Below are 21537 nucleotides of genomic sequence, written 5' to 3' on the forward strand. Positions count from 1 at the left end.
CCGAAGAAAAGAACGGCAAAAGGCCCGCCTCGTTACGGAGGCGGGCCTTGGAAAACCATTAGGCGCATCGACCGGCGCCAGGATATTTTCCGATAGCGCCGTCAGGCGGCGGTGCGCACATTGGCAATGGCGCCGACCAGATCATCGACAATGCGTTCGATCTGGCTGCGGTCGTCGCCCTCGGCCATCACGCGGATCAGCGGTTCGGTACCGGAGGGGCGGATGACCAGCCGGCCCCGCGCGCCGAGTTCCGCCTGCGCGCTTTCGATCGCCTGGCGGACGATGATGTCCTCCAGCGGCGCGCCGCCGGCAAACCGTACATTGCGCAGCAGCTGCGGCACCGGCTCGAAGCGGCGGCATACTTCGCTCACCGGCTGGCCGAGCCGCTTCACCCGTGCCAGGATCTGCAGCGCGGCCACCAGGCCGTCACCCGTCGTGCCAAAATCCGACATGACGATATGGCCGGATTGCTCCCCGCCAATGTTGAAATCATGATGGCGCATATGTTCGACCACATAACGGTCGCCGACCTTGGTGCGGGCCAGCGTCAGACCCTTGCCCTGCAGGAAGCGCTCCAGGCCGAGATTGGACATGACGGTGGCGACGATCCCGCCGCCGCGCAGCTTTTCCTCCGCCGCCCAGCTTTCGGCGATCACCGCCATCAGCTGGTCGCCATCGATGATCTCGCCATTCTCGTCGACGATGATCACCCGGTCGGCATCGCCATCCAGCGCAATGCCGATATCGGCCCGCACTTCGTGAACCTTCCGACGCAGCGCCTCGGGGCTGGTGGAGCCGCAATCGAGATTGATATTCGTGCCGTTCGGCGTATTGCCGATCGTCACCACATCCGCCCCCAGCTCCCAGAGCGCTGCCGGAGCCACTTTATAGGCCGCACCATTGGCGCAATCGATCGCAATCCTGAGGCCGGACAGAGTCACATCGCGCGGCAGGGTGCGCTTGACGAATTCGATGTAGCGATAGATGTCGCCGTCGACGCGCTTGGCTCGGCCGATCTCGCTGGGCTTGGCCAATTGCGAAAAGAGATCCTTGTTGTCGAGCAGGTCCTCGATCTCCAGCTCCAGCTCGTCCGACAGCTTGTAGCCGTCAGGCCCGAAGAGCTTGATGCCGTTATCGGCAAAGGGATTGTGCGAGGCCGAAATCATGACGCCGATATCGGCGCGCAGCGAGCGGGTCAGCATGGCAACGGCAGGCGTCGGAATGGGACCCAGCAGGAAGACATCGAGGCCGGCGGCCGTGAAGCCGGCAACCAGAGCGTTTTCCAGCATATAGCCGGAAAGGCGCGTATCCTTGCCGATCACCACCCGGTGCCGGTGATTGCCGCGCCGGAAGATGGTTCCCACCGCAATCCCCACCCGCATGGCGAGATCCGGTGTCATGGGGAAGACATTGGATTGTCCGCGAATGCCATCAGTGCCAAAGTAACGGCGTGCCATGCGTGACGAGCTCCTTGAAATCCGCGCGTGTTCTTCAACGCGTCTTGTTGTCCATCGGCCGCCGAGGCGCATTGCCGTCTGCGGCGAGCATGTCCGCTCATGCCACAGATGACCTCGGCTGGCACATAAATTAGCGTCAAAATTGATTATATCCCGTTACCGAAGCCTTATACTTCAGCGTTCTCTGAAACAAAAAGGCCGCCGGAGAGATCCCGGCGGCCTTGAAGTGGAGATGCTCGCTGCCCGGAGGGCCGATCACATCAATGCGGCTGCGGTTCCAGCCCGCCTTCCGGCTCGCCATCGCTCTTGGGCTCGTCCCGCTTGGGACCCGCCTTCGGAACGGCGGAACCACGGGCGGTCGGGCTGTCGTCACCGGCATCGCGTGCGGGCTTTTCGCCCTTCAGCAGCGACTTGATTTCCTCGCCGGACAGCGTCTCGTATTCCAGGAGCCCTTCCGCCAGCGTGACGAAATCGTCATGCTTGTCGGTCAGGATGCGACGCGCCTCGGTATAGGCCTCGTCTATCAGACGGCGCACTTCCGTATCGATCTTCTGGGCCGTGGCTTCGGAGACATTCTTGGACTGCGACACCGAGTGACCCAGGAAGACTTCCTGCTGGTTCTCGCCATAGGCAACCTGGCCGAGCACGTCGGAAAAGCCCCATTGCGTGACCATGGCGCGGGCAAGCTTGGTGGCCTGCTCGATATCGGAAGAGGCGCCGGAGGTGATGTTCTCCTTGCCGAAGGTCAATTCTTCGGCCACGCGGCCGCCCATCATGATCACCAGACGCGAGACCATCCACTTGTAGCTCATGGAATAGCGGTCGCCTTCCGGCAGCTGCATGACCATGCCCAACGCGCGACCGCGCGGGATGATGGTTGCCTTGTGGAGCGGATCGGCGACAGGCACGTTGAGCGCGGTGATGGCATGACCGGCTTCATGATAAGCGGTCAGCTTCTTCTCCGCCTCGGTCATGGCCGAGGAGCGCCGCTCGGCGCCCATCATGATCTTGTCCTTGGCGTCTTCGAATTCCTGCATGGTGACGAGACGCTTGTTGCGCCGCGCCGCCGTCAGGGCGGCCTCGTTGACGAGGTTCATCAGATCGGCGCCGGAAAAGCCGGGCGTGCCGCGGGCCAGAACCTTGAGATCGACATTGGGTGCCAGCGGCACGTTGCGGGCATGCACCTTGAGAATGCGCTCGCGGCCGACAATGTCCGGATTGGGCACGACCACCTGGCGGTCGAAACGGCCGGGACGCAGAAGGGCCGGATCCAGCACGTCGGGACGGTTGGTCGCGGCGATCAGGATAATGCCCTCATTGGCCTCGAAACCATCCATCTCGACCAGCAGCTGGTTGAGGGTCTGCTCGCGTTCGTCATTGCCGCCGCCGAGACCGGCGCCGCGATGACGACCGACCGCGTCGATTTCATCGATGAAGATGATGCAGGGCGCGTTCTTCTTCGCCTGCTCGAACATGTCGCGTACGCGGGAGGCACCGACGCCGACGAACATTTCGACGAAATCCGAACCCGAAATGGTGAAGAAGGGCACATTGGCCTCGCCGGCAACCGAGCGCGCCAGGAGGGTCTTACCCGTGCCGGGCGGTCCGACCAGCAGCACGCCGCGCGGAATGCGGCCGCCGAGCCGCTGGAACTTCTGCGGATCACGCAGGAATTCCACGATCTCCTCGAGATCCTGCTTGGCCTCGTCGACGCCTGCGACATCGTCGAAGGTCACGCGGCCATGCGCTTCCGTCAAAAGCTTCGCCTTCGACTTGCCGAACCCCATGGCGCCGCGCGAACCGCCCTGCATCTGCCGCATGAAGAACAGCCAGACGCCGAGGATGAGCAGCATGGGCAAAAGCGTGCCGACATAGCTCAGGAAGCCCGAGGAGCCATCGGTTTCAGGCCGGGCCGCGATCGTCACATTCTTCGACTGCAGACGCTGGATCAGGCTGTCATCGACCACGGGAGAATAGGTCTGGAAGCCCGTCCCGCTGTCGTTATAGGTGCCTGTCACCCGGTTGCCGGTGACCATGACGTCACGCACGCGGCCGGAATCGACATCGCGCAGGAATTGCGAGTAGGGAACCTCTCGCGAACTCGATTGCGACGGCGCCGTCTGGAACATGCTGAACAGAGCGATCAGCAAGAGGGCGATTATCGCCCAGAGGGCGAAATTACGAAAGTTTGGGTTCATCGAACTCCCCGGACACTGACGGCACGCTCACTGGCAGCCGCCTTACTTGTCCTCTAACATAGGATTGCGGCGAAGCCTTGCCAAGGCAAGGCTGATGCTCATGATGATTTATACCAAAGATCCTTGACGGGAATCGGCGCCGGAAAGGCAAATTTGCTCTAAACTCCGTCATTTGCATCCTGTCACCCGGAATGGCAAAGGCGGCAGATCCTCCTGCAGCCCGAACTGGCATCGAAGCCTTTGCGCGAGCGCCAGATCGAAGGAGGGCAGAAACCGCTCGAAGGGCAGGAGAACCGGCTCGATCTCGACGCCGGCGGGCATCGTAACGCTTTGGCCCCTGCCCTTGGCGATCCCGTCTCCCGTCATCGCCACAGCCGGCTCTGCCGCATCCGCCGCCTCGGCCGGCACACAAAGCGGAAAGCTGCGGGTGCTGAGCTGCGCAATCCGCCGGGGCAGATCCTCGTCCGCAGGCGGAAGGCCCGGCAATCGCTGCGGCAAAAGGTCTGGCGGAGGCGGCGCGACGCGCAGCCGCGCCGCACTGCCATTCCTTATGCGAAAGCGCCCATCCCAGATCGCGCTTTCGCCAGCCTCCACGAACAGCACCGGAAGGCCCCTCTCCTCGCGCAGCAGAAAGAGCGCCTCGCGCCGGCGCTCGAAAACCACGCCACCCGCCGTCACGCGGCAGGCCGGCTGTCCCCGGAGCGATGCCATGACGCGCGCCATGCTGTTGCGCGAGGGCACGTGCGGCTTGCCGCCCAGCACCGCCGCGGTCATGCCGAGCGCATGCGTGAGGACATCCAAAGGCTCGTCGAGCGCGGCGGCCGAAAAGCGGGCCACGGGCGCGGCACGGCGTTCCATCATGGAAGGATGCAGAAAGGCGTGATGGAGACGGAGATGGCGGTCGAGAAGCCCTGCCGCCGCCTGATTGAGGCCGATCCTTGCCGCGCCGGCCGCGCGGATCTGCCGCAGGCGGTGCGAAGCCTCCGCAAGGTCGAGCTGGCGGGAGGCCCGCAGCGCCGCACGCTCGAAGCGCAGATCGACATTGCTCGGATCGTCGATAAAGCCGATGCCCTGATCGCAAAGCCATTCGCGCAGCGCCTGACGGCGGCTGGCGAGCAATGGCCTGGCCAGCCAGATCCTGGTGTCGAGAAGCACCGCCGGCGCCATGCCCGCCGTGCCGATGCCGGCCGCGCCGCCCGGCCGGGCGGCCCGCATGTCGACGGTCTCGATCTGGTCGTCCAGCGTATGGCCGGTCACGATCAGCGACGCGCCCTGCGCCGCGGCAATCTCGAGCAGAAGATCGTATCGCGCCTGCCGGGCCGCGGCCATCAGCCCGCTTTGCGGCTTTACCCCCTCCCAGCGGCGGGTGACATGCGTGATCCCCCGCTCCTGGCAGAAGCGCGCGACACTGCGCGCCTCGTCAGCGGCCTGCGGTCGCATGGCGTGGTCGATGGTCGCGGCGATCACCTCGCAGCCGGCATCCGGACACGTCTTGGACAGGGACCATAACAGGGTGAGAAGGCCGAGCGAATCGCTGCCTCCGGAAACGGCGACGAGAATGCGGGCGGGCCGCACCAGTTGGGACAGGAAGCGCTCCAGCGCCTCGATCGGCAAAAGCGGCGGATCACCGGCCGCAGCCTGCGCCGCCAGGCCCATATCAGCAGCTCAGCCGCTTTTCTTCGCTTGCCACTTTGCCCAGAACCGGCTTCGAGGCCGTGGGATAGCGTTTCGACACCTCGCGCAGCGTGGCGCAGGCGGTTTCGCGATTGTCGAGGGCGGCCAGCGACATTCCGAGCTTCAACAGCATTTCCGGAGCCTTGGGCGAGGTGCTGAAAGTCTGATGCGCATTCAGGAAGGTGCGGGCGGCATCATTATACTTTCCCTGGGAATATTGCGCCTCGCCCAGCCAGAAATTGGCATCGGCCGCGCGCGCGCTCTTCGGGAAGGCCTGCAGGTAACGGGTGAATTCCGATTCGGCGACCTTGTAATCGCCCGACAGGACATGGTCATAGGCAGCGCGATAGGCATCGCTCTCGCTTCCGAGCGACGCCGTCTGCTGCGGATCGGAGGCCGGCGCAGCGCCGGTATCGACGCCGGGAAGACTGGCCGAGCCGTTGCGCGCGCCGCGATTGATATCCGCGCCGACCGGCTGGCCGCTCTTGTCCACCTCCAGCGAACCAAGCGTGGTTTCGCCCGGTGCGGTCTTCGATGCCGTCGGGCTGCGCGGCGCCGAAGATGGCGCAGCGCCGGCCGATGGTGGCGTCGCACTGGCTGACGGCGGTGTCGTGCCGGCTGCGGGCGTGTCCTGAATGATCAGGCCGACCTCATCGCTAGTGTTTTTTTTTGAGCCGGCTGCCGGCGCGGCAGCGACTGCGGGAGCAGACGAGCCGCCCGATCCGCTTTTCTCCAGTTCCTGGAAGCGAAATTCGTTGTCCTCCTGCGTCTTTCGCATGTTCTCCTGGATCTGGAGAAGCTGGAAGCTCATATCTTCCAGACGGCCGGTCAGCTGGCGAACCTGCTCCTCCAGCTGCTGGATACGCACCGCATCGGCGGAGCTCTGGGCCATGATCACCGGCGCCTGGGCCTGCGCAACGGGGCGCTCCCTGCCCTGGAACACATCCTGGAGGGTGAAGGCCGAAGCGGGCGCGATCGTGCCGCCGAGGCAAAGGCTGCCCAGAGCGGTGGCGAGGACGAGTTTCTTCATGATCTTCGATCTGCTCATCGTAAAGGCTGCTCCCTTGACAGCGCAGACAGACGGATTTCATCGGTATTGGCATTACACCAACACGGGCATTCTGGGGAGAATATGGCGGTTTCGGCCAAATTCGACATTTGACCGAAACCGGATCACCTCATCCGGCGACAGCGGCAAGCTGCGCCGGCATGCGCGGATCAGGAACCGGCACCGCCCAGAACGGTGACAGCGCGACGGTTCTGCGACCAGCACGAGATATCGTCGCACACGGCCACCGGACGTTCCTTGCCGTAGGAAATGGTGCGCATGCGATTGGCCGGCACACCGCGCGAGGCCAGGTAGTCACGCGTTGCGGCTGCACGGCGGGCGCCGAGCGCCAGGTTGTATTCGCGCGTGCCGCGCTCATCCGCATGGCCTTCGATGGTGATGGCATAGTTCGGATAGCGCATCAGCCACTGGGCCTGGCGGGCCAGCGTCTGCTGGGCGTCGGCGCGGATCGAGGTCGAATCGGTATCGAAGAAGATACGGTCGCCGACATTCACGGTGAAGTCCTGCGAGGAACCCGGCGTTGCCGCACCGGCGCCGCCGCCGGCACCCAGGCCGAGTTCGCCGGCGCTGTTCGGCATGTTCTTCTTGTTGGCGCAACCTGCCAGGGCCAGAGCGACGGTCATTGCGATGACGGCCGGATTGCGTGCCAGGGTCTGCATGCGGCTCATTGCCGGGATATGGGTACGGCTCATCGCCGGTCTCTCCTTGATCAGAAAATGGGAAGCGTCGTCGGATGCTTTAGCGTTGCCGGACTGTAATCTTTCCTGGTTAACCCTCTTCCAACCAATATGGTTAATACTCCGTTAAAAGAGGGCAGTTATGCCGCATTTTCAGGTGATTGCGGCAGTAACGTGGCGAACGGCGCCGTCGGCAGCCGCTATTCCAGCAGCGGCGACCAGGCCGGGTCGGATGCATAGGCCGGCGTTTTGATCGCCTGCTCGTTGTAACCGGTGAGATCGATGGAGAAGAGCTGCGGGCCGCCGGAGCCGGCCGGCTGGCGGAAGAACATCAGCACGCGGCCGTTCGGCGCCCAGGTCGGACCCTCGTTGTGGAAGCCGCTGGTCAGGATGCGCTCGCCCGAGCCGTCGGGCTTCATGACGCCGATGGAGAACTTGCCGCCTGATTGCTTGGTGAAGGCGATCAGGTCACCGCGCGGCGACCAGACCGGCGTCGAATAGGAGCCGTCGCCGAAGGAGATGCGGGTCTGGCCCGTGCCGTTGGCGGCCATCACGTAGAGCTGCTGGCGCCCGCCGCGATCGCTTTCGAAGACGATCCGCTGGCCATCGGGAGAATAGGAGGGCGAGGTATCGATGGCTGCCGTATTGGTCAGCCGGGTCGTGGTGCGCGACCTCAGATCCATGGTGTAGATATTGGCATTGCCGTCCTGCTGGAGGCTCATGATCACCTTCTGGCCATCGGGCGAGAAGCGCGGGGCGAAAGTCATGCCGGGAAAATTGCCGACGACTTCGCGCTGCCCGGTTTCCAGCTGCAGCAGGTAGACGCGCGGCTGCTGGCCTTCAAAGGACATGTAGGTGACTTCCTGCCGGTTCGGCGAGAAGCGCGGCGTCAGCACGATGTTCTTGGCATCGGTCAGCGTGCGGACGTTGAAGCCGTCCTGGTCCATGATCGCAAGCTGACGCTGGCGGGCATTCTTGGGCCCGTTCTCGGAAACGAAGACGACCCGCGTATCGAAATAGCCCTTCTCGCCGGTGATGCGCTCGTAAATGGCATCGGCGATGATATGCGCGACGCGGCGCCAGTTTTCCGGCTGGGTGAAGAATTGCTGGCCCGTCATCTGCTGGCCGCCGAATGTATCCCAGAGACGGAATTCCGCCCGCAGGCGGCCATCGCCCTCACGCGTCACGCGGCCGGTGACGAGCGCCTGGGCATTGATGGCCTTCCAGTCCTCGAAACGCGGCATCTGGTCAGGATTGGCGATCTTCTCGATGAAGGCCGCCTTGTTGACCGGCGCAAACAGGCCGGAGCGCTGAAGATCGGCGGCAATGACGCTGGCAACCTGTGCACCGAGATCGCCCTGCGACTGGAAATCGGTGACGGCGATGGGCAAGGGCTCCACATTGCCCTTGTTGATGTTGATTTCTACCAGCGCATGCGCAGGCGCCGCGAACATGACGGTCATCCCTGCCAGGGCGATCATCATTCGGATCAGCGAGCGTTTGATCATCATTAAATGCCTTTCAGCTTGAGCGCGTGGCGCGACGAAGGGGCTTCGCGAACGCGCTTCACAGGAGTTCGCTGGGGTCGAAGTTGACGACAACTTCGCTCCAGGCGTCGTATTTGTCCGCCGGAAGGTTCCGGAACGGCGATGACTTCATGACCGCGCGACGCGCACCGCCTGAAAGCACCCGGCGTGCCGATTCCGAACCGCCGGTCGCCGTCACTTCGGGCTCGCCGACGATCGCGCCGGCCTGGTCCAGCTTGATCTTGACCTGGATGCGCACATCGGTGGCATCGGCCATGCCGGGAATGATCGACCAGTTGTTCTGGATCTGGCCGCGCAATGCGTCGATTTCGCTCTGGGAGAGCTTGTCGCCGCCCGTCGTCTTCTTGCCGCCGAGCGCTGCCGTTTCGGTCGAGCGCTTGGCACCGCCGCCGGATGCATCCTGCTTGTTCAGCAGGGCTGCGATCTGGTCGGCATTGAAATTGCTGTCCTTGGACGAGGTGGATTTCGCCGTTTCCTGCTTCTTGTCCGCCACCTTCTTGTCGGGCGTCTTTTCGGCAGGCTTCTGCTCCGGCTTCTGCTCGACAGGCTTCTCCGCCGGCTTGGCTTCCTGCGGCTTGGGCGGCTCCGGACGGCTGGCCGGCACCGGCGCTGCGTCCGGCAGGGGAATGGCATCGCTCTGCTGCGGCTGGGGCTTCGTCTCCGGCTGCGGCTCAGGCGTCGGCTTGGGCGGCGTGACCTCCGGCTTCGGCTGCGGCAGCGCGGCGATTTCCTGCGGCTTCGGCGCCGTCTCTTCCTTGACGATCTCCTTGACCTGGTTGTTCTCGGTGGTCGGATCCGGCAGCGGCTTCTCGGTCTTTTCCGGCGCGGCCGCGGTTTCCGTTTCCACCGGTTTTGAAACCGGCGTCGGGGGGTTTTTCAGATCGATCTGATTGTCGCCGACATTCTCGGCGTTTTCCACGATATCGGGACGATTGGTCGGCTTGGGCGCGGCCTTCTCGGCCATCGGCGCCTTCTTGTCGCCCTGCTGAATCTGGGTGATCGATTCCACCGGAACGATGTCGACGGGCAGGGCCTCGACATCGGCAACCTCGAACGAAGCCGGCGCGCCCAAAGAAAGGAGCGCCCAGCTCAGCACCAGGGTGTGCATTACCAGCGATGTGCCAAGGCCAGCTTTCATCGCAACCTGTTACTTGTCCGTTTCCTGCAGCGTCACAAGACCAATGTTCTTGAACCCGGCAGCCGAAATGCGCGCCATGACTTTCATGACCACGCCATAGGCGGCCGCGGTGTCGCCGCGTACATAAATGCGCTCGTTATAGCCGGTCGTGGCAATCGCCTCGAGCTTCGGCACCACTTCATCAAGCGCGATGGGAGTTTCCTGCAGGTAGATTTCACCTGTCGGATTGACCGAAACCGTGATCGGCTGCGTGTCGGAATTCATGGCTTTCGCCTGTGTCTGCGGCAGATCGATGGGCACGCCCACCGTCATCATCGGCGCCGCCACCATGAAGATGATGAGCAGCACGAGCATGACGTCGACGAGCGGCGTGACGTTGATTTCGCTGATGGTGCCGCCACGACGGCCGCCCCTTCGCCTCCTGCCGCCGCCGGACGCCTTGGATCCTCCTGCAGACATACCCATGGTGCGATCTCCTGTGCCGGACGGCTTACTGCGCAGCCTGGCGAGGCTGCAGTTTTTCGTCGATCTGGCGGGACAGAATGGCGGAGAATTCGTCGGCGAAGCCTTCCATGCGCGAAGACAGCTTGCCGGCCTCGCCCATGAATTTGTTATAGGCCATGACGGCGGGAATAGCGGCAACGAGGCCGATGGCCGTTGCCAGAAGCGCTTCGGCAATACCGGGCGCCACGACGGCGAGATTGGTGGATTTCGAACCGGCGATCGCCTGGAACGAGGTCATGATACCGACCACGGTGCCGAACAGGCCGATGAACGGACCGGCCGAACCGATGGTGGCGAGCGAGGGCAGACGCGCCTCGTAATGTTCCGCCTCGCGCGAAATCGTCACATCCATCGCCCGGTCAATGCGCATCTGCAGACCGATCGGCGAACGCGCGCCGCGCTCGAAGCTCTTCTTCCATTCGCGCATGGCAGCCACGAAGATCGCGGCAAGGCCGGTATTCTGACGCTCGGCCAGCGTGCGATACAGTTCCTCAAGCGACTGGCCGGACCAGAACACCTGTTCGAACTGGTCGAACTGGCGCTTGGCGCGGGCAAAGCTCATATATTTGTCGATGACGATGGCCCAGGTCCAGACCGAGGCTCCGAGCAATCCGATCATGACGAGCTTGACGATCAAGCCAGCCTGCAAGAAAAGAGACCACAGGCTCACCGAACCTGCCGCAGCCGCCAAATCAGCGTGTTCCATCTACCACCATCCCCGAATCCAAATACCCGGTACGCAACCAATACGGACCGGTTCGCCAGCTCTCATCTCGAAGACGCGACTCTGCGCATAAATGTCCGTTTGCCTGAAGTTTCTGCCTGCCTTCTGACGTTTAAATTTGGTCAAAGGAAGGCGTGCATTGCACAAACGCCACGGGGTTTAGTAAGACCTTATTATGGTTAAAAATGTATTACCGGCGGCACCGAATGCGCAGGCCATCCGGCAAATATTGCAGAGTTGAAACTTCGGCCGCTGCTTTGCGCGCAAAGACCCATCACGCCTTCGCGCGGGACTTGGTGAGATGCGCCACAGTCATCGTCCGACTGTGCCGAGCCGAAGGACAGTGCAGCGCCGCGGGCGATATCAGCCGGACCCGTCTCTGACCTGATCGGTCAGGAAGGACGAAGCGATGCTCTCCGGCAGGCGGCGCGGCCGTCCGTGCCGGTTGATGACGGCGATGATCACGCGTGCCGCAATCAGGCGCGTCTCGCCCCGGCGGATCTCCTGCACCAGGATCATCTTCGCGCCGCCGGCCTTTTCCGTTCTCGTCACGATCGTCAGGATGTCGTCCATACGGGCCGGCGCCTTGAAATCGATCTCCATGCGATGCACGACGAAGACCAGTCCCTCCTCGTCGACGCCCAGAAGCGCGCTCTGTTCGCAGCCGAGGCAGCGCAGATAATCGGTCCGGCCGCGTTCCAGAAAATGCAGGTAGCGGGCGTGATAGACGAGACCGGAGAAATCGGTGTCTTCGTAATAGACGCGCTGAACGAGCCGGTGACCGCCATCGACGAGTTCACCGGACAAGAGGACGGGATGTTCCGACATGGCTTGCATTCTCACCTGATGACAGCTGCGCTAGTAGTTCAATCAACGCTCCTGTCATACTGGCGGCTGCAAGCGTTGCAAGCCTTGCCGGCTGCGGAAAGAAAAATGCCCCGGCTATCCCTTCTTGTGCACTTCCGACGCGCTTTTCAGCACCCGATCGCCATCCTCTTGCTTGATCAGATAAGCGGGCTCCTTGCTGTCGGCCTTGCGCTTGATCTCCTTGCCCTTGATCTTGCGGGTCACGTCATGGGTGAAGGTCTCGGCGACCTTGCCCTCCCCCTCGCCGCGGCCCCAGCTCCAGGTCACTTCGTCGCCCTTTTTCACCTTGGTCATGCGCTTTCTCCTCGCTCGTGCGTCTCGATCGGACAACGACAGGAGGCTAAGCGGGTTCCGTCCGGATCGGCGGCTTGCCGTCGAGGTCGCGATCGTCCCAGACGAGGTGACGCGGCAGATCAGGCAGGTTCTCGATCTCCGCGGCAATGAAATAGGGTGGGATGTCGAGCGCGGTGAGCGCTTGCCGCGTCGCCGCCACCCATTTGAATTCCAGCTCGCTGTCGCCGTCCTGCACCGTGTGGATGATGCCCTGCGGCGCAAAGGGAAAGCTATCCGGCAGCTGCATCAGGTAATAAAGGCCGAGCTCGTGCCAGTCGCGCCCTTCATAGTGGAAGAAATTCTCCACCATCCAGAGGAGCCGGCCGACCTCGACCGTAACGCCGAGCTCCTCCATCATTTCCCGATCCAGCGTCTCTTGCGATGTCTCGCCGATCTCCGCCCCGCCGCCGGGAAAGGTCCAGAAGGCTTCGTGGGTGGCGCGATGCACCAGGACATGGCCATGGCGAAAACCGAGGCCGGCAATCCGCATCTGGAATGTCCGCCGGCGCTTGGTCTTGATGCGGATACGGGTTCCCATCAGCGTGTTCTCGTCTTTCGATTTGCCGGGAGGCACGAGGACGAGGCGTCACTCATCCCCGTTGAACAGGCGAAATTGCGCCGCCTCCAGCTCCTTTGGCGGCTGCAGCCCAAGATGTTTCCATGCCGTCGCCGTCAGCACCCGGCCGCGCGGCGTGCGCTGGATGAAGCCCTGCTGGATCATGTAGGGCTCGATGATATCCTCGATCGCATCGCGCGGCTCCGAAAGACCGGCTGCAATGGTCTCGATCCCCACCGGGCCGCCGCCGAAATTGACCGCGATCATGCTGAGATAGCGCTTGTCCAGCTGGTCGAGCCCGGCATGGTCCACATGCAGGCGGGTCAGCGCCTCGTCGGCAATCTCCTTCGTCACGGCCGGCGCCCGCGCCACCTCGGCAAAGTCGCGCACCCGGCGCAGCAGCCGCCCGGCAATGCGCGGCGTGCCACGGGCGCGCCTCGCGATTTCCCGCGCACCCTCCTCCGTCATGCCGAGGCCCATCAGCCGCGCGCCGCGGCGCACGATAAGGTCGAGCTCTTCCACCGTGTAGAAATTGAGGCGGACCGGAATGCCGAAACGGTCGCGCAGCGGCGTCGTCAGAAGGCCAAGGCGGGTGGTGGCCGCGACCAGGGTGAATTTCGACAGGTCGATCTTGACCGAACGGGCCGCCGGCCCTTCGCCGATGATGAGATCGAGCTGGAAATCCTCCATGGCCGGATAGAGGATTTCCTCGACCGCCGGGTTGAGGCGGTGGATCTCGTCGATGAAGAGCACGTCACGCTCCTCGAGCTGTGTCAGGAGCGCGGCCAGATCGCCGGCCTTGGCGATCACCGGCCCCGAGGTCGAGCGGAAATTGACGCCGAGTTCCTTGGCCATGATCTGGGCCAGCGTCGTCTTGCCAAGTCCGGGCGGCCCGACGAAGAGAACATGATCCAGTGCCTCGCCGCGCCCTTTCGCCGCCTCGATGAAGACCTTGAGATTGGCGCGCGCCTCCGCCTGGCCGGTAAACTCGTCCAGCGTCTGCGGCCGCAGCGCCGCGTCCAGATCTTCGCCCTTCTTTTCCGGCGAGAGAATGGGATTGGGTAAGGTCATGCGAGCAATTCCATGCCGGGGACACGCTCCGCGGCTTTCTTATCCAGCGTCATGGTGGTCCGGCATCCTAGCTCCCGGTTCTTGAGAGCGATATAAATATCGGCGAACTCCTCGGTCGAACGTTCCATTTCGTCGAGGGCCAGTTCGATCACGTTTTCGTCTTCCATGACAAGATTGTCGGAATCAAGAAGCCCTGACAGGATCAACTTCAGCTCCTCCCGCGACATCTTGAGACGCCGGCGCGCGGTCCAGATGAATTCGAGCAGGACCGCACCATTGATGAAGCCCGGCTCCTCCGGCGTCAGGCGCCTCACCCATTCGGTGGCGAGCCTGGACTGCGTATCGTCATCCTGACAGACCAGCCGCAGAAGGATATTGGTGTCGATCCCGATCATTCGCGCCGCATCACATGCTCGGAGACCGCTTCGCCTATGGCATCGTCTATGTCCTCGAGGCCAAGGGAGGCCATACCTGGCCGGTGCAAGATGCCGGCCAGATCGCTCAGGCTCTTGTTCTTCGCCTTGAGGCTTACTTTGCCGTCCTGAACAACATAGCGGATCCTGTCACCCGGCTTCAGCTTCAGCAAGTCCCGGATCTCGGCGGGCACGGTTGTCTGTCCCTTGGAGGTCATCGTTCCATAGAAAACATTCATTGCAGGCACCTCCTTACTTTTCGAGTCTAGTAAGGAAATTACCGATGCGCAAGGACATCACCGCGAGAGCTCCTTCAGCCCCAGCCGGATCAGCTTGGCGCTGTCGGCCCCCTCGCCGGCCGTTTTCATGGCCGCGGCCACGGCATTGGCGGCCTGATCCCGCGAATAGCCGAGATTGCAGAGCGCAGACACGGCATCGGCAACCGGCGCTGCGGCAATCCCCTCGCCCAACTCCTGCTTCAGCCCGATATTCGGCATCGCCTCGCCGGCAAAGGCCGGCGCGCGGTTCTTCAGCTCGGTCATGATGCGCACGGCGACCTTCGGCCCCACACCCGGCGCGCGCGATACGGCGGCGCGATCCTGCAATGCGATCGCATTGGCGAGTTCTCCGGGCGTCAGCGTCGACAGGACCGCAAGCGCCACCTTGGAGCCGACACCTTGAACGCTTTGCAACAGATTGAACCATTCGCGTTCCAGGCCGCTCATGAAGCCGAAGAGTTTCAGCTGGTCTTCCCGCACATAGGTCTCGATGAAGAGAACCACCGCCTCCCCCACCGAACCAAGCCGCGCAAGCGTTCGGGACGAACAATGGGCGACGTAGCAGACCCCGTGCACGTCCACCAGCACGTGATCCTCACCGATCTCTTCGATAGTGCCTTTGAGTTTGCCGATCATGGAGAGGGTCCAGGTTGGAGGGGATGGGGTTCAGGCGAGATAGGCGGCATGTCAGACGATAGGAGCGGCACCCTTTCGGGTCCCGCATGAGGATTACATGTCCGCTGCTGGCATTTTCACTGCTGGCCATGTCCGGTCTGGCCATGTCCGGTGCTGGCCATGTCCGGTGCTGGCCATGTCCGGTGCCGGCAGCATGCGGGCCCGCCAGCGCGTGGATAAACATGCCACGCATCGTCCTAATCTCCTTGCCGTGAAAATTATCGGCAGCACGGGAACAAGTCAAGAACATCAGGCTGAGGCCAGTACCTGGCGCATGCGCTGGCCGCCCTGGTTATGCGCGTGGCAGATGGCGATCGCCAATGCGTCGGCGGCGTCATTGCCCTTGAATTCGACCTTGGGCATCAGGATCTTCAGCATCATGTGGATCTGCTGCTTTTCGCCGTGTCCGACGCCGATCACCGCCTTCTTGACGGCATTGGGCGCATATTCGGCAACCGGGATCCCGGCCCGCGCCGGAACCAGCATGACGACGCCCCGCGCCTGTCCGAGTTTCAGGGTCGCCACCGCATCCTTGTTGACGAAGGTCTGTTCGACCGCCGCCTGATGGGGGGTATAGCTGTGCACCACCTCCGCCAGCCCGTCATGCAGCTGGCAGAGCCGCGAGGCCAGATCCAGGTCTCCATCGGAGGTGACGGTTCCGGATGCGACGAAATGCAGGCTATTGCCCAGCGTATCGATGATACCCCAGCCGGTGCGCCGCAGTCCGGGATCGATCCCGATGATCCGAATCGGTGTGTTCATGCTGTAGAACCTATCCTGCGATGCCGTGGTTCGACCAGAACCGATGTGAACAAAAACGAAACAAAATCACTCATACGTTAACCAAACATTAATTCTGTCGGAGCGAACAGGCCCTGGAGCGGGGGTTCGGCGCGACCCATTGGGCGAATCGCACTACATACCCACCCCAGAACCAAGACTGGAGGTCATCATGATGATGTTCACCCGCTTGAAGACCAGGTCGGTCGAAACAGGTCTTTTCCTGCTTGCGGTCAATCTCGCGACAATCATCCTCATGGCCATTATGGCAGGTGGATCCTCGCGTGGCATACTGGGCTTCAGCATCGTGGCGGCACTTGCCGCCATCGGCGCCTGCATCGTGTTTATCCGCGGGGTGCGAACGCCCCTGAACCACATGGCGCGGCAAACGCTTGCGGCAGGAACCGGCAAGGTTCACCTGGATGCCTGCCATCTTCAGCGCAGCGATGATCTGGGCGTCCTGGCCCGCGCGCTCGTTCGCCGGGAGGAGCCCCGCATTGCGGAGCCGGACCTGTCGACCATTCATGTTCATGCCATCGGCGAAGCCGTCCGGCGCCTGTCCAATGGCGATTTGAACTGCCAGATCGGCGACAGCCTGCCCGAGCCGCTGGAAAGCCTGCGCATGCGCGTCAACCGGCTGTCGGCCATGCTCAACATCAACCTTTACGCGGTGCGGGAAAACAATGCCGAGATGAAGGAGCGCGCCCGCGCCAGCCAGGGTGATCTTGCCATTATTGCCGAGCGCATCCGCAACTGCCTTCCGACCGCCGCCAAGGCGATGAGTGCGACCGATGTTCTGCACCGCTCGGCCCATCGCCGCCACGATGACGCCCGCTTCATCGTGCGCCAGGCGCAGGAGGCCCGCATGCATGGCGCCGACATGCCCGATCTTGCCGCCACCGCCGGCGCCGCGCTTGAGGCCTCCAGCCACAGCCTGGATGAATTGACGCGGCTGGCCCATGCCGTCGGCGATCTTGCCATCGAGGCCGAGGCGCTGCACAGCGCCTTGACCGCGGCGCCCACCCCTTCCGAGGCGCCCATTCCTTCCACGGGCGTGCCGATGGCCAGGGCGCTTGCCGACAAGGCCGTCAAGACCACCGAACAGATCCTGCGGCAATGCCGCGAGACGGATCTTCTCCTGGCCGAAGGCCAGCGGGCGACGCAGCGCCTGGAACGGATGGCGGGGCACACCGACAAGGCGCTGGCGGACCTCATCGAACCGGCCGAACGGCTGGCGCGCAATGTCGATCTGGAGACCCAGCGGCTTTCGCTGGCGCATCTGGCGGCGACGGAGACCGACCACGTGCTGACCCGCGCCCTCGATATCGTCCAGTCCACCGAGGGCTCGATGATCCGCATCATCAGCGAGGCCGGCTCGCTCGAAACCCGGCTCTCGACCTTTCATCTCTCGGCGCCGGACCGTGACGGCAACCGGCTGAACGGCGACAAGCCGAGCTTGAGGTGCATTACCTGATCGATCCCGAGGCGCGAGCCAGGCAATGGCCCGCGCTGACGGCTCGGGCCTGCCGGTCCGCCCCGGCGGCGAAAATCCGGTTCAGCCCCCGATCTCGCCGGCAGCCCTTCGTTTTGGCCCAGAACTTCCTACATGGCAGAAAACAGATTTGCCCGAAACTGCCATGTAGAGTCCCGTGATGATCCCCTTTTCCATTCTCGACCTCTCCCCGATCCCCGAGGGGTCCGACACCTCCGCCGCCCTCGATCACTCCCGCCGCCTGGCCCAGAAGGCCGAGGATGAAGGCTATCGGCGCCTCTGGCTTGCCGAGCATCACGGCATGGCCGGCATTGCCAGCGCCGCCACCGCGGTGGTCATCGGTCACGTTGCTGCCGGCACCAAGCGCATCCGCGTCGGCTCCGGCGGCGTCATGCTGCCAAACCATTCCCCGCTGGTGATTGCCGAACAGTTCGGCACGCTGGACGCGCTGTTTCCCGGCCGCATCGATCTAGGTCTCGGCCGCGCGCCCGGAACCGATATGCGCACCGCCCGCGCCCTGCGCCGCAATCTGGAGGCCGGTGCCGACAGTTTCCCGCAGGATATCCTGGAACTGCAGCGATTGCTCGGACCACAGCAGGAGGATCAGCCGATCCTGGCAGTGCCCGGCATGGATTCCAATGTCCCGATCTGGCTTCTGGGCTCCAGCATCTACAGCGCCCATCTGGCCGCCGCCCTTGGCCTTCCCTATGCCTTCGCATCGCATTTCGCGCCCGACATGCTGCTCGATGCGATCGCCATCTATCGCGAGCGGTTCCAGCCGTCCGAAACACTCGATCGGCCTTACGTGATGGCCGGTCTGATGGGGGTTGCCGCGCCGACGGATGAAGAGGCGCAATATCATTTCACCTCCGCGCAGCAGCAATTCGTCAATCTGCGGCGCAATGTCCGCGGCCGATTCCCGAGGCCGGTCAAGTCCATGGACGGCTTCTGGACGGAGATGGAGCGCATGACGGTGGAGCATACGCTGCGCTATGCCGCCGTCGGCTCTCCGCAGACCGTTTCCAAAACGCTGGCGGGCTTTGTCGAGCAGACCGGCGCCGATGAGCTTATCATCTCCATGCCGATCCACGACATCGAGGCGCGGCTGACCTCGGTGGAACTCTTCGCCTCGCTTCCCCTGATGCAGAAGCAGGGGTAATGCCCGATGAACTGCCGGCATGCTTGCCCAGCAGGCCGGCAATCCTTCTCAAAGCCCTTCTCAAGCCCCTTCTCAAAGGTCCTTCTCAAGGCCCTTCTTGAGGCCGACAGACGGCCTGGCTCAGCCCGTCGCCTTCGGCCAGTTCAGGTATAGATATTTGTCGCCCACCATGCCGAAGAAGGCGTTGTTGCCGCTTGGCGCGTCCGTATAGCTGCCATCCTTGTTGAGGGCAAATTTGCCGGACGCCTCGCGCGTCAGATGGCTGCGCAGAAAAGCGCTCCATTCCTGCTTGTCGGTCGCGGTGGCCTTCTTGGCCTCGGCGTCCTTGGCAGCCGGATCCCAGGCTTGAACCTTCTGGCCCCCGGCCGAATCCGTCACGTTCAGCTTGCCCTCCTTGAGCGCGGCCAGCATGGCCTCCGCCTGGCCACGGGTGGCAGGCGATTCCTTCAAAGCTTCGAGCTTCTCCTTCAAGGCCTTCATGAAGGCCTCGCTGCCGAATTCCGGCACACCATCCTTCTTCGTGCTGTCCTTGCCGGCTTCGGCCCTGTGGTTCTTTCGCAGTTTCGAAACATCATAGGTGGAATGGCTATCGTCCTCCTTGTGATCGGAGTCGGATTTTCGTCCCATATGCTCCAGCAGGCCGGCGGCGGAACCCGCGCCAGACTTGCCGCTTTTCGCGGCTTCATCTTCGGCCTTCATGATGCGTAGCGTGGCCTGCATGGACCACAGGCGTGTGGAAGTTAATGCGGAAACCATGCGTATCTCCTGACGGGTAAAAAGGTCGAGGCACGACGCAAATCGGTCATCGACGGCTCAAATGCAGGGACAAGCTGGCACCGCAGGCCTGTCCGAGGCTTGAGCCGCCGAGGCCGGCCGTCAGGAAGCCGGCACGGCGGCATTTTCCGGACCCGCCCGGGTCACAGGAGGCGGATCAATGCCGTCAGGACGATGAGCAGGGAGACGGCGATCATCAGCGGCCGGACCGGCAGATGCTTGACGACGATGGCACCGACCGGCGCCGCCAGAACGCCGCCGAGGATGAGGCCGGCGGCCGAACTCAACTGGGTGAAGCCGAGCGTCAGGATGAAGGTCAGCGAAATCACCGAGGTGACCGCGAATTCGGTGAAATTGGTGGAGCCGATCACCCGCTTGGCGTCATGGCCGCGCCCCAGAAGCGTGCTCGTCACGACCGGACCCCAACCGCCTCCGCCGATCGCGTCCATGAGCCCGCCAAAGCCGCCGACATAGGGAATGATCCAGTCCCGCACGTCGCGCGGCCAGCTTGGACGGAAGGCCTTGTAGAGGATGTAGAGCCCGATGACGATCAGATAGACCGAGATGAAAGGCGAGATGACCGAGCCGTCAATGCTCGACAGGAGATAGGCGCCCACCGCCCCGCCCAGCATGCCGGCCGGCGCCAGCCGGGCAACCAGGCGCCAATCCACATTGCGGTGATAGGCATGCGACAGGCCGGAGGCGGCCGTGGTGAAACATTCCGTCACATGTGTCATGGCGCTGGCCACGGCAGGCGGCACGCCGACCGAAAGGAGCGCCGTGGTGCACAGCACGCCAAAGGCCATGCCGAGCGCCCCATCGATGAGCTGGGCGAGGAAGCCGATGGCCATGAAGGTGAAGAAGTCCGGCGTGAAGAAATCTGACATGGCCGATTTGTTCCTGTGACGAAGCGGGATCCAAAGCTAGAGCCTCGCGCGGTAAACCTGAGGCAATTCTGTTGTCATGAACCGGTCCGTTCCACGCGGAGAAGACCACGTGATGTTGCCTTTAGCATACATCCAGGACCTTCGACAAAGCGGACGGCCGGTTTCGGGCAACCCTGCGGGCGGCGTGGTTTTCGCCACGATCTTGACGGAATTCCACCGCCGCAGACTGCTTCAGATTTGCCACCCGAGGCTCTAGCCGAAACCGTTTCGTTCAGGAAGGTAATCCAATCTAACGCCCGGCGCCAAAACGAAACGGCCGGCTCTTTATTCAAGAGCCGGCGCGAAAAACATTGATCAGCGGAAACGGAGGCGATCGCCCGGTCAGGCGGACAATTTCGCCATGACTTCGTCCGACACTTCGAAATTCGAATAGACATTCTGCACGTCGTCATCGTCTTCCAGGCTGTCGATCAGCTTCATCAGAGACTGGGCCTTTTCCTCGTCGACGGGAACGGTGTTCTGCGGCTTCCAGATCGCCTTGACGGTCTCGGCCTCGCCCAGCGTCGCCTCCAGCGCCTTCGCCACCTCGCCAATGCTCTCGAAGGCGCAAATGATGACGTGGCTCTCCTCGTCGGAGGAGACATCGTCGGCACCGGCTTCGATGGCCGCTTCCATCACCGCATCGGCGGAGCCGGCGGAGGCCTTGTAGACGATTTCGCCCACATGATCGAAGGAGAAGGAAACCGAGCCGGTCTCGCCCAGCGCGCCGCCCGCCTTGGTGAAGATCGAACGGACATTGGAGGCCGTACGATTGCGGTTGTCGCTCAGCGCTTCCACGATGACCGCAACGCCGCCCGGACCATAGCCCTCGTAGCGAACCTCGTCATAGCTTTCGGCATCGCCGCCGGCCGCCTTCTTGACGGCGCGGTCGATATTGTCCTTCGGCATCGACTGGGCCTTGGCATTCTGAATGGCCAGGCGCAGGCGCGGGTTCATTGCCGGGTCGGCCATGCCGGTCTTGGCGGCAACGGTGATTTCGCGAGCGAGCTTGGAGAACATCTTGGATCGCACCGCATCCTGGCGGCCCTTGCGGTGCATGATGTTCTTGAACTGTGAATGGCCAGCCATGGCACCCCTTCATCGCATAATGTCCGGAATGGCGGGCTTATAGGCACGAAACACCGGGCGTTCAAGAAAAAACCTGCAGGCATACGCGACCGGGCCCCGGCGGAACAAAGCCACAGGGTGGGCGTTTTTCTGCCGA

22 protein-coding genes are annotated in these 21537 nt (G+C 63.0%); 2 read left to right on the forward strand and 20 right to left on the reverse strand.

Annotated features, from left to right (window positions below):
* Positions 1-101: 101 nt before the first annotated feature.
* The 17 genes from glmM to ruvC form a co-directional block, all read right to left on the reverse strand.
* Complete coding sequence (gene glmM / locus QTJ18_RS17475; protein WP_252752747.1) at positions 102-1457, reverse strand: phosphoglucosamine mutase; 1356 nt, start codon at positions 1455-1457, stop codon at positions 102-104.
* A 260-nt stretch (positions 1458-1717) separates the two neighbouring features.
* Positions 1718-3655, reverse strand: a complete 1938-nt coding sequence (gene ftsH / locus QTJ18_RS17480) for an ATP-dependent zinc metalloprotease FtsH (protein ID WP_252752746.1) — start codon at positions 3653-3655, stop codon at positions 1718-1720.
* Between the two features lie 168 nt (positions 3656-3823).
* Entirely contained in the window at positions 3824-5311 is a 1488-nt protein-coding gene (gene tilS / locus QTJ18_RS17485) for a tRNA lysidine(34) synthetase TilS (RefSeq protein WP_252752745.1), read from the reverse strand.
* Position 5312: 1 nt separating this feature from the next.
* Entirely contained in the window at positions 5313-6359 is a 1047-nt protein-coding gene (ybgF, locus tag QTJ18_RS17490) for a tol-pal system protein YbgF (protein WP_252752909.1), read from the reverse strand.
* A gap of 188 nt (positions 6360-6547) precedes the next feature.
* A complete protein-coding gene (gene pal / locus QTJ18_RS17495) occupies positions 6548-7090 on the reverse strand; it encodes a peptidoglycan-associated lipoprotein Pal (protein ID WP_252752744.1) in 543 nt (180 codons plus the stop codon).
* Between the two features lie 185 nt (positions 7091-7275).
* The gene (gene tolB / locus QTJ18_RS17500) at positions 7276-8583 is read right to left on the reverse strand and encodes a Tol-Pal system beta propeller repeat protein TolB (RefSeq protein WP_252752908.1); all 1308 of its coding nucleotides are present in this window, start codon (positions 8581-8583) and stop codon (positions 7276-7278) included.
* 58 nt (positions 8584-8641) lie between these two features.
* A complete protein-coding gene (locus QTJ18_RS17505) occupies positions 8642-9760 on the reverse strand; it encodes a PspC-like choline-binding domain-containing protein (RefSeq protein WP_252752743.1) in 1119 nt (372 codons plus the stop codon).
* Between the two features lie 9 nt (positions 9761-9769).
* Positions 9770-10225 carry a protein TolR gene (gene tolR / locus QTJ18_RS17510; protein WP_252752742.1) on the reverse strand — a complete coding sequence of 152 codons (456 nt, stop codon included), beginning with the start codon at positions 10223-10225 and terminating at the stop codon, positions 9770-9772.
* A 25-nt stretch (positions 10226-10250) separates the two neighbouring features.
* Positions 10251-10970: a protein TolQ gene (tolQ, locus tag QTJ18_RS17515; protein ID WP_252752741.1), complete on the reverse strand. Its 720-nt coding sequence runs from the start codon at positions 10968-10970 to the stop codon at positions 10251-10253.
* Between the two features lie 381 nt (positions 10971-11351).
* Entirely contained in the window at positions 11352-11816 is a 465-nt protein-coding gene (gene ybgC / locus QTJ18_RS17520) for a tol-pal system-associated acyl-CoA thioesterase (RefSeq protein ID WP_252752740.1), read from the reverse strand.
* A 114-nt stretch (positions 11817-11930) separates the two neighbouring features.
* On the reverse strand, positions 11931-12149 hold the full coding sequence (locus QTJ18_RS17525) for a hypervirulence associated TUDOR domain-containing protein (protein WP_252752739.1): 219 nt from the start codon (positions 12147-12149) through the stop codon (positions 11931-11933).
* Between the two features lie 46 nt (positions 12150-12195).
* Complete coding sequence (locus QTJ18_RS17530; RefSeq protein WP_252752738.1) at positions 12196-12726, reverse strand: NUDIX hydrolase; 531 nt, start codon at positions 12724-12726, stop codon at positions 12196-12198.
* A 48-nt stretch (positions 12727-12774) separates the two neighbouring features.
* The gene (gene ruvB / locus QTJ18_RS17535; RefSeq protein WP_252752737.1) at positions 12775-13815 is read right to left on the reverse strand and encodes a Holliday junction branch migration DNA helicase RuvB; all 1041 of its coding nucleotides are present in this window, start codon (positions 13813-13815) and stop codon (positions 12775-12777) included.
* Entirely contained in the window at positions 13812-14210 is a 399-nt protein-coding gene (locus tag QTJ18_RS17540; RefSeq protein WP_252752736.1) for a type II toxin-antitoxin system VapC family toxin, read from the reverse strand. The genes ruvB and QTJ18_RS17540 overlap by 4 nt, the downstream gene beginning before the upstream one ends.
* Positions 14207-14467, reverse strand: a complete 261-nt coding sequence (locus QTJ18_RS17545; RefSeq protein ID WP_252752735.1) for an AbrB/MazE/SpoVT family DNA-binding domain-containing protein — start codon at positions 14465-14467, stop codon at positions 14207-14209. The genes QTJ18_RS17540 and QTJ18_RS17545 overlap by 4 nt, the downstream gene beginning before the upstream one ends.
* A 57-nt stretch (positions 14468-14524) precedes the next feature.
* Positions 14525-15142, reverse strand: a complete 618-nt coding sequence (gene ruvA / locus QTJ18_RS17550; protein WP_252752734.1) for a Holliday junction branch migration protein RuvA — start codon at positions 15140-15142, stop codon at positions 14525-14527.
* 288 nt (positions 15143-15430) lie between these two features.
* On the reverse strand, positions 15431-15943 hold the full coding sequence (gene ruvC / locus QTJ18_RS17555; RefSeq protein ID WP_252752733.1) for a crossover junction endodeoxyribonuclease RuvC: 513 nt from the start codon (positions 15941-15943) through the stop codon (positions 15431-15433).
* Between the two features lie 190 nt (positions 15944-16133).
* Here ruvC and QTJ18_RS17560 point away from each other — a divergent pair, with 190 nt between their 5' ends.
* Both QTJ18_RS17560 and QTJ18_RS17565 read left to right on the forward strand, forming a co-directional pair.
* Positions 16134-17435 (forward strand): hypothetical protein, encoded by a 1302-nt coding sequence (locus QTJ18_RS17560; RefSeq protein ID WP_252752732.1) that lies wholly within the window; start codon positions 16134-16136, stop codon positions 17433-17435.
* A gap of 178 nt (positions 17436-17613) precedes the next feature.
* Entirely contained in the window at positions 17614-18612 is a 999-nt protein-coding gene (locus QTJ18_RS17565; RefSeq protein ID WP_252752731.1) for an LLM class flavin-dependent oxidoreductase, read from the forward strand.
* Positions 18613-18732: 120 nt separating this feature from the next.
* Here QTJ18_RS17565 and QTJ18_RS17570 read toward each other — a convergent pair whose 3' ends face one another.
* From QTJ18_RS17570 to QTJ18_RS17580, 3 genes are all read right to left on the reverse strand, one after another.
* Positions 18733-19368, reverse strand: coding sequence for a hypothetical protein (locus QTJ18_RS17570; protein ID WP_252752730.1), 636 nt, complete (start codon positions 19366-19368; stop codon positions 18733-18735).
* A 161-nt stretch (positions 19369-19529) separates the two neighbouring features.
* Positions 19530-20273 carry a sulfite exporter TauE/SafE family protein gene (locus tag QTJ18_RS17575; RefSeq protein ID WP_252752729.1) on the reverse strand — a complete coding sequence of 248 codons (744 nt, stop codon included), beginning with the start codon at positions 20271-20273 and terminating at the stop codon, positions 19530-19532.
* Between the two features lie 381 nt (positions 20274-20654).
* A complete protein-coding gene (locus QTJ18_RS17580) occupies positions 20655-21401 on the reverse strand; it encodes a YebC/PmpR family DNA-binding transcriptional regulator (protein WP_252752728.1) in 747 nt (248 codons plus the stop codon).
* Between the last annotated feature and the right edge of the window lie 136 nt (positions 21402-21537).

Source organism: Rhizobium sp. SSA_523, from assembly GCF_030435705.1.
Taxonomy (GTDB): domain Bacteria; phylum Pseudomonadota; class Alphaproteobacteria; order Rhizobiales; family Rhizobiaceae; genus Neorhizobium.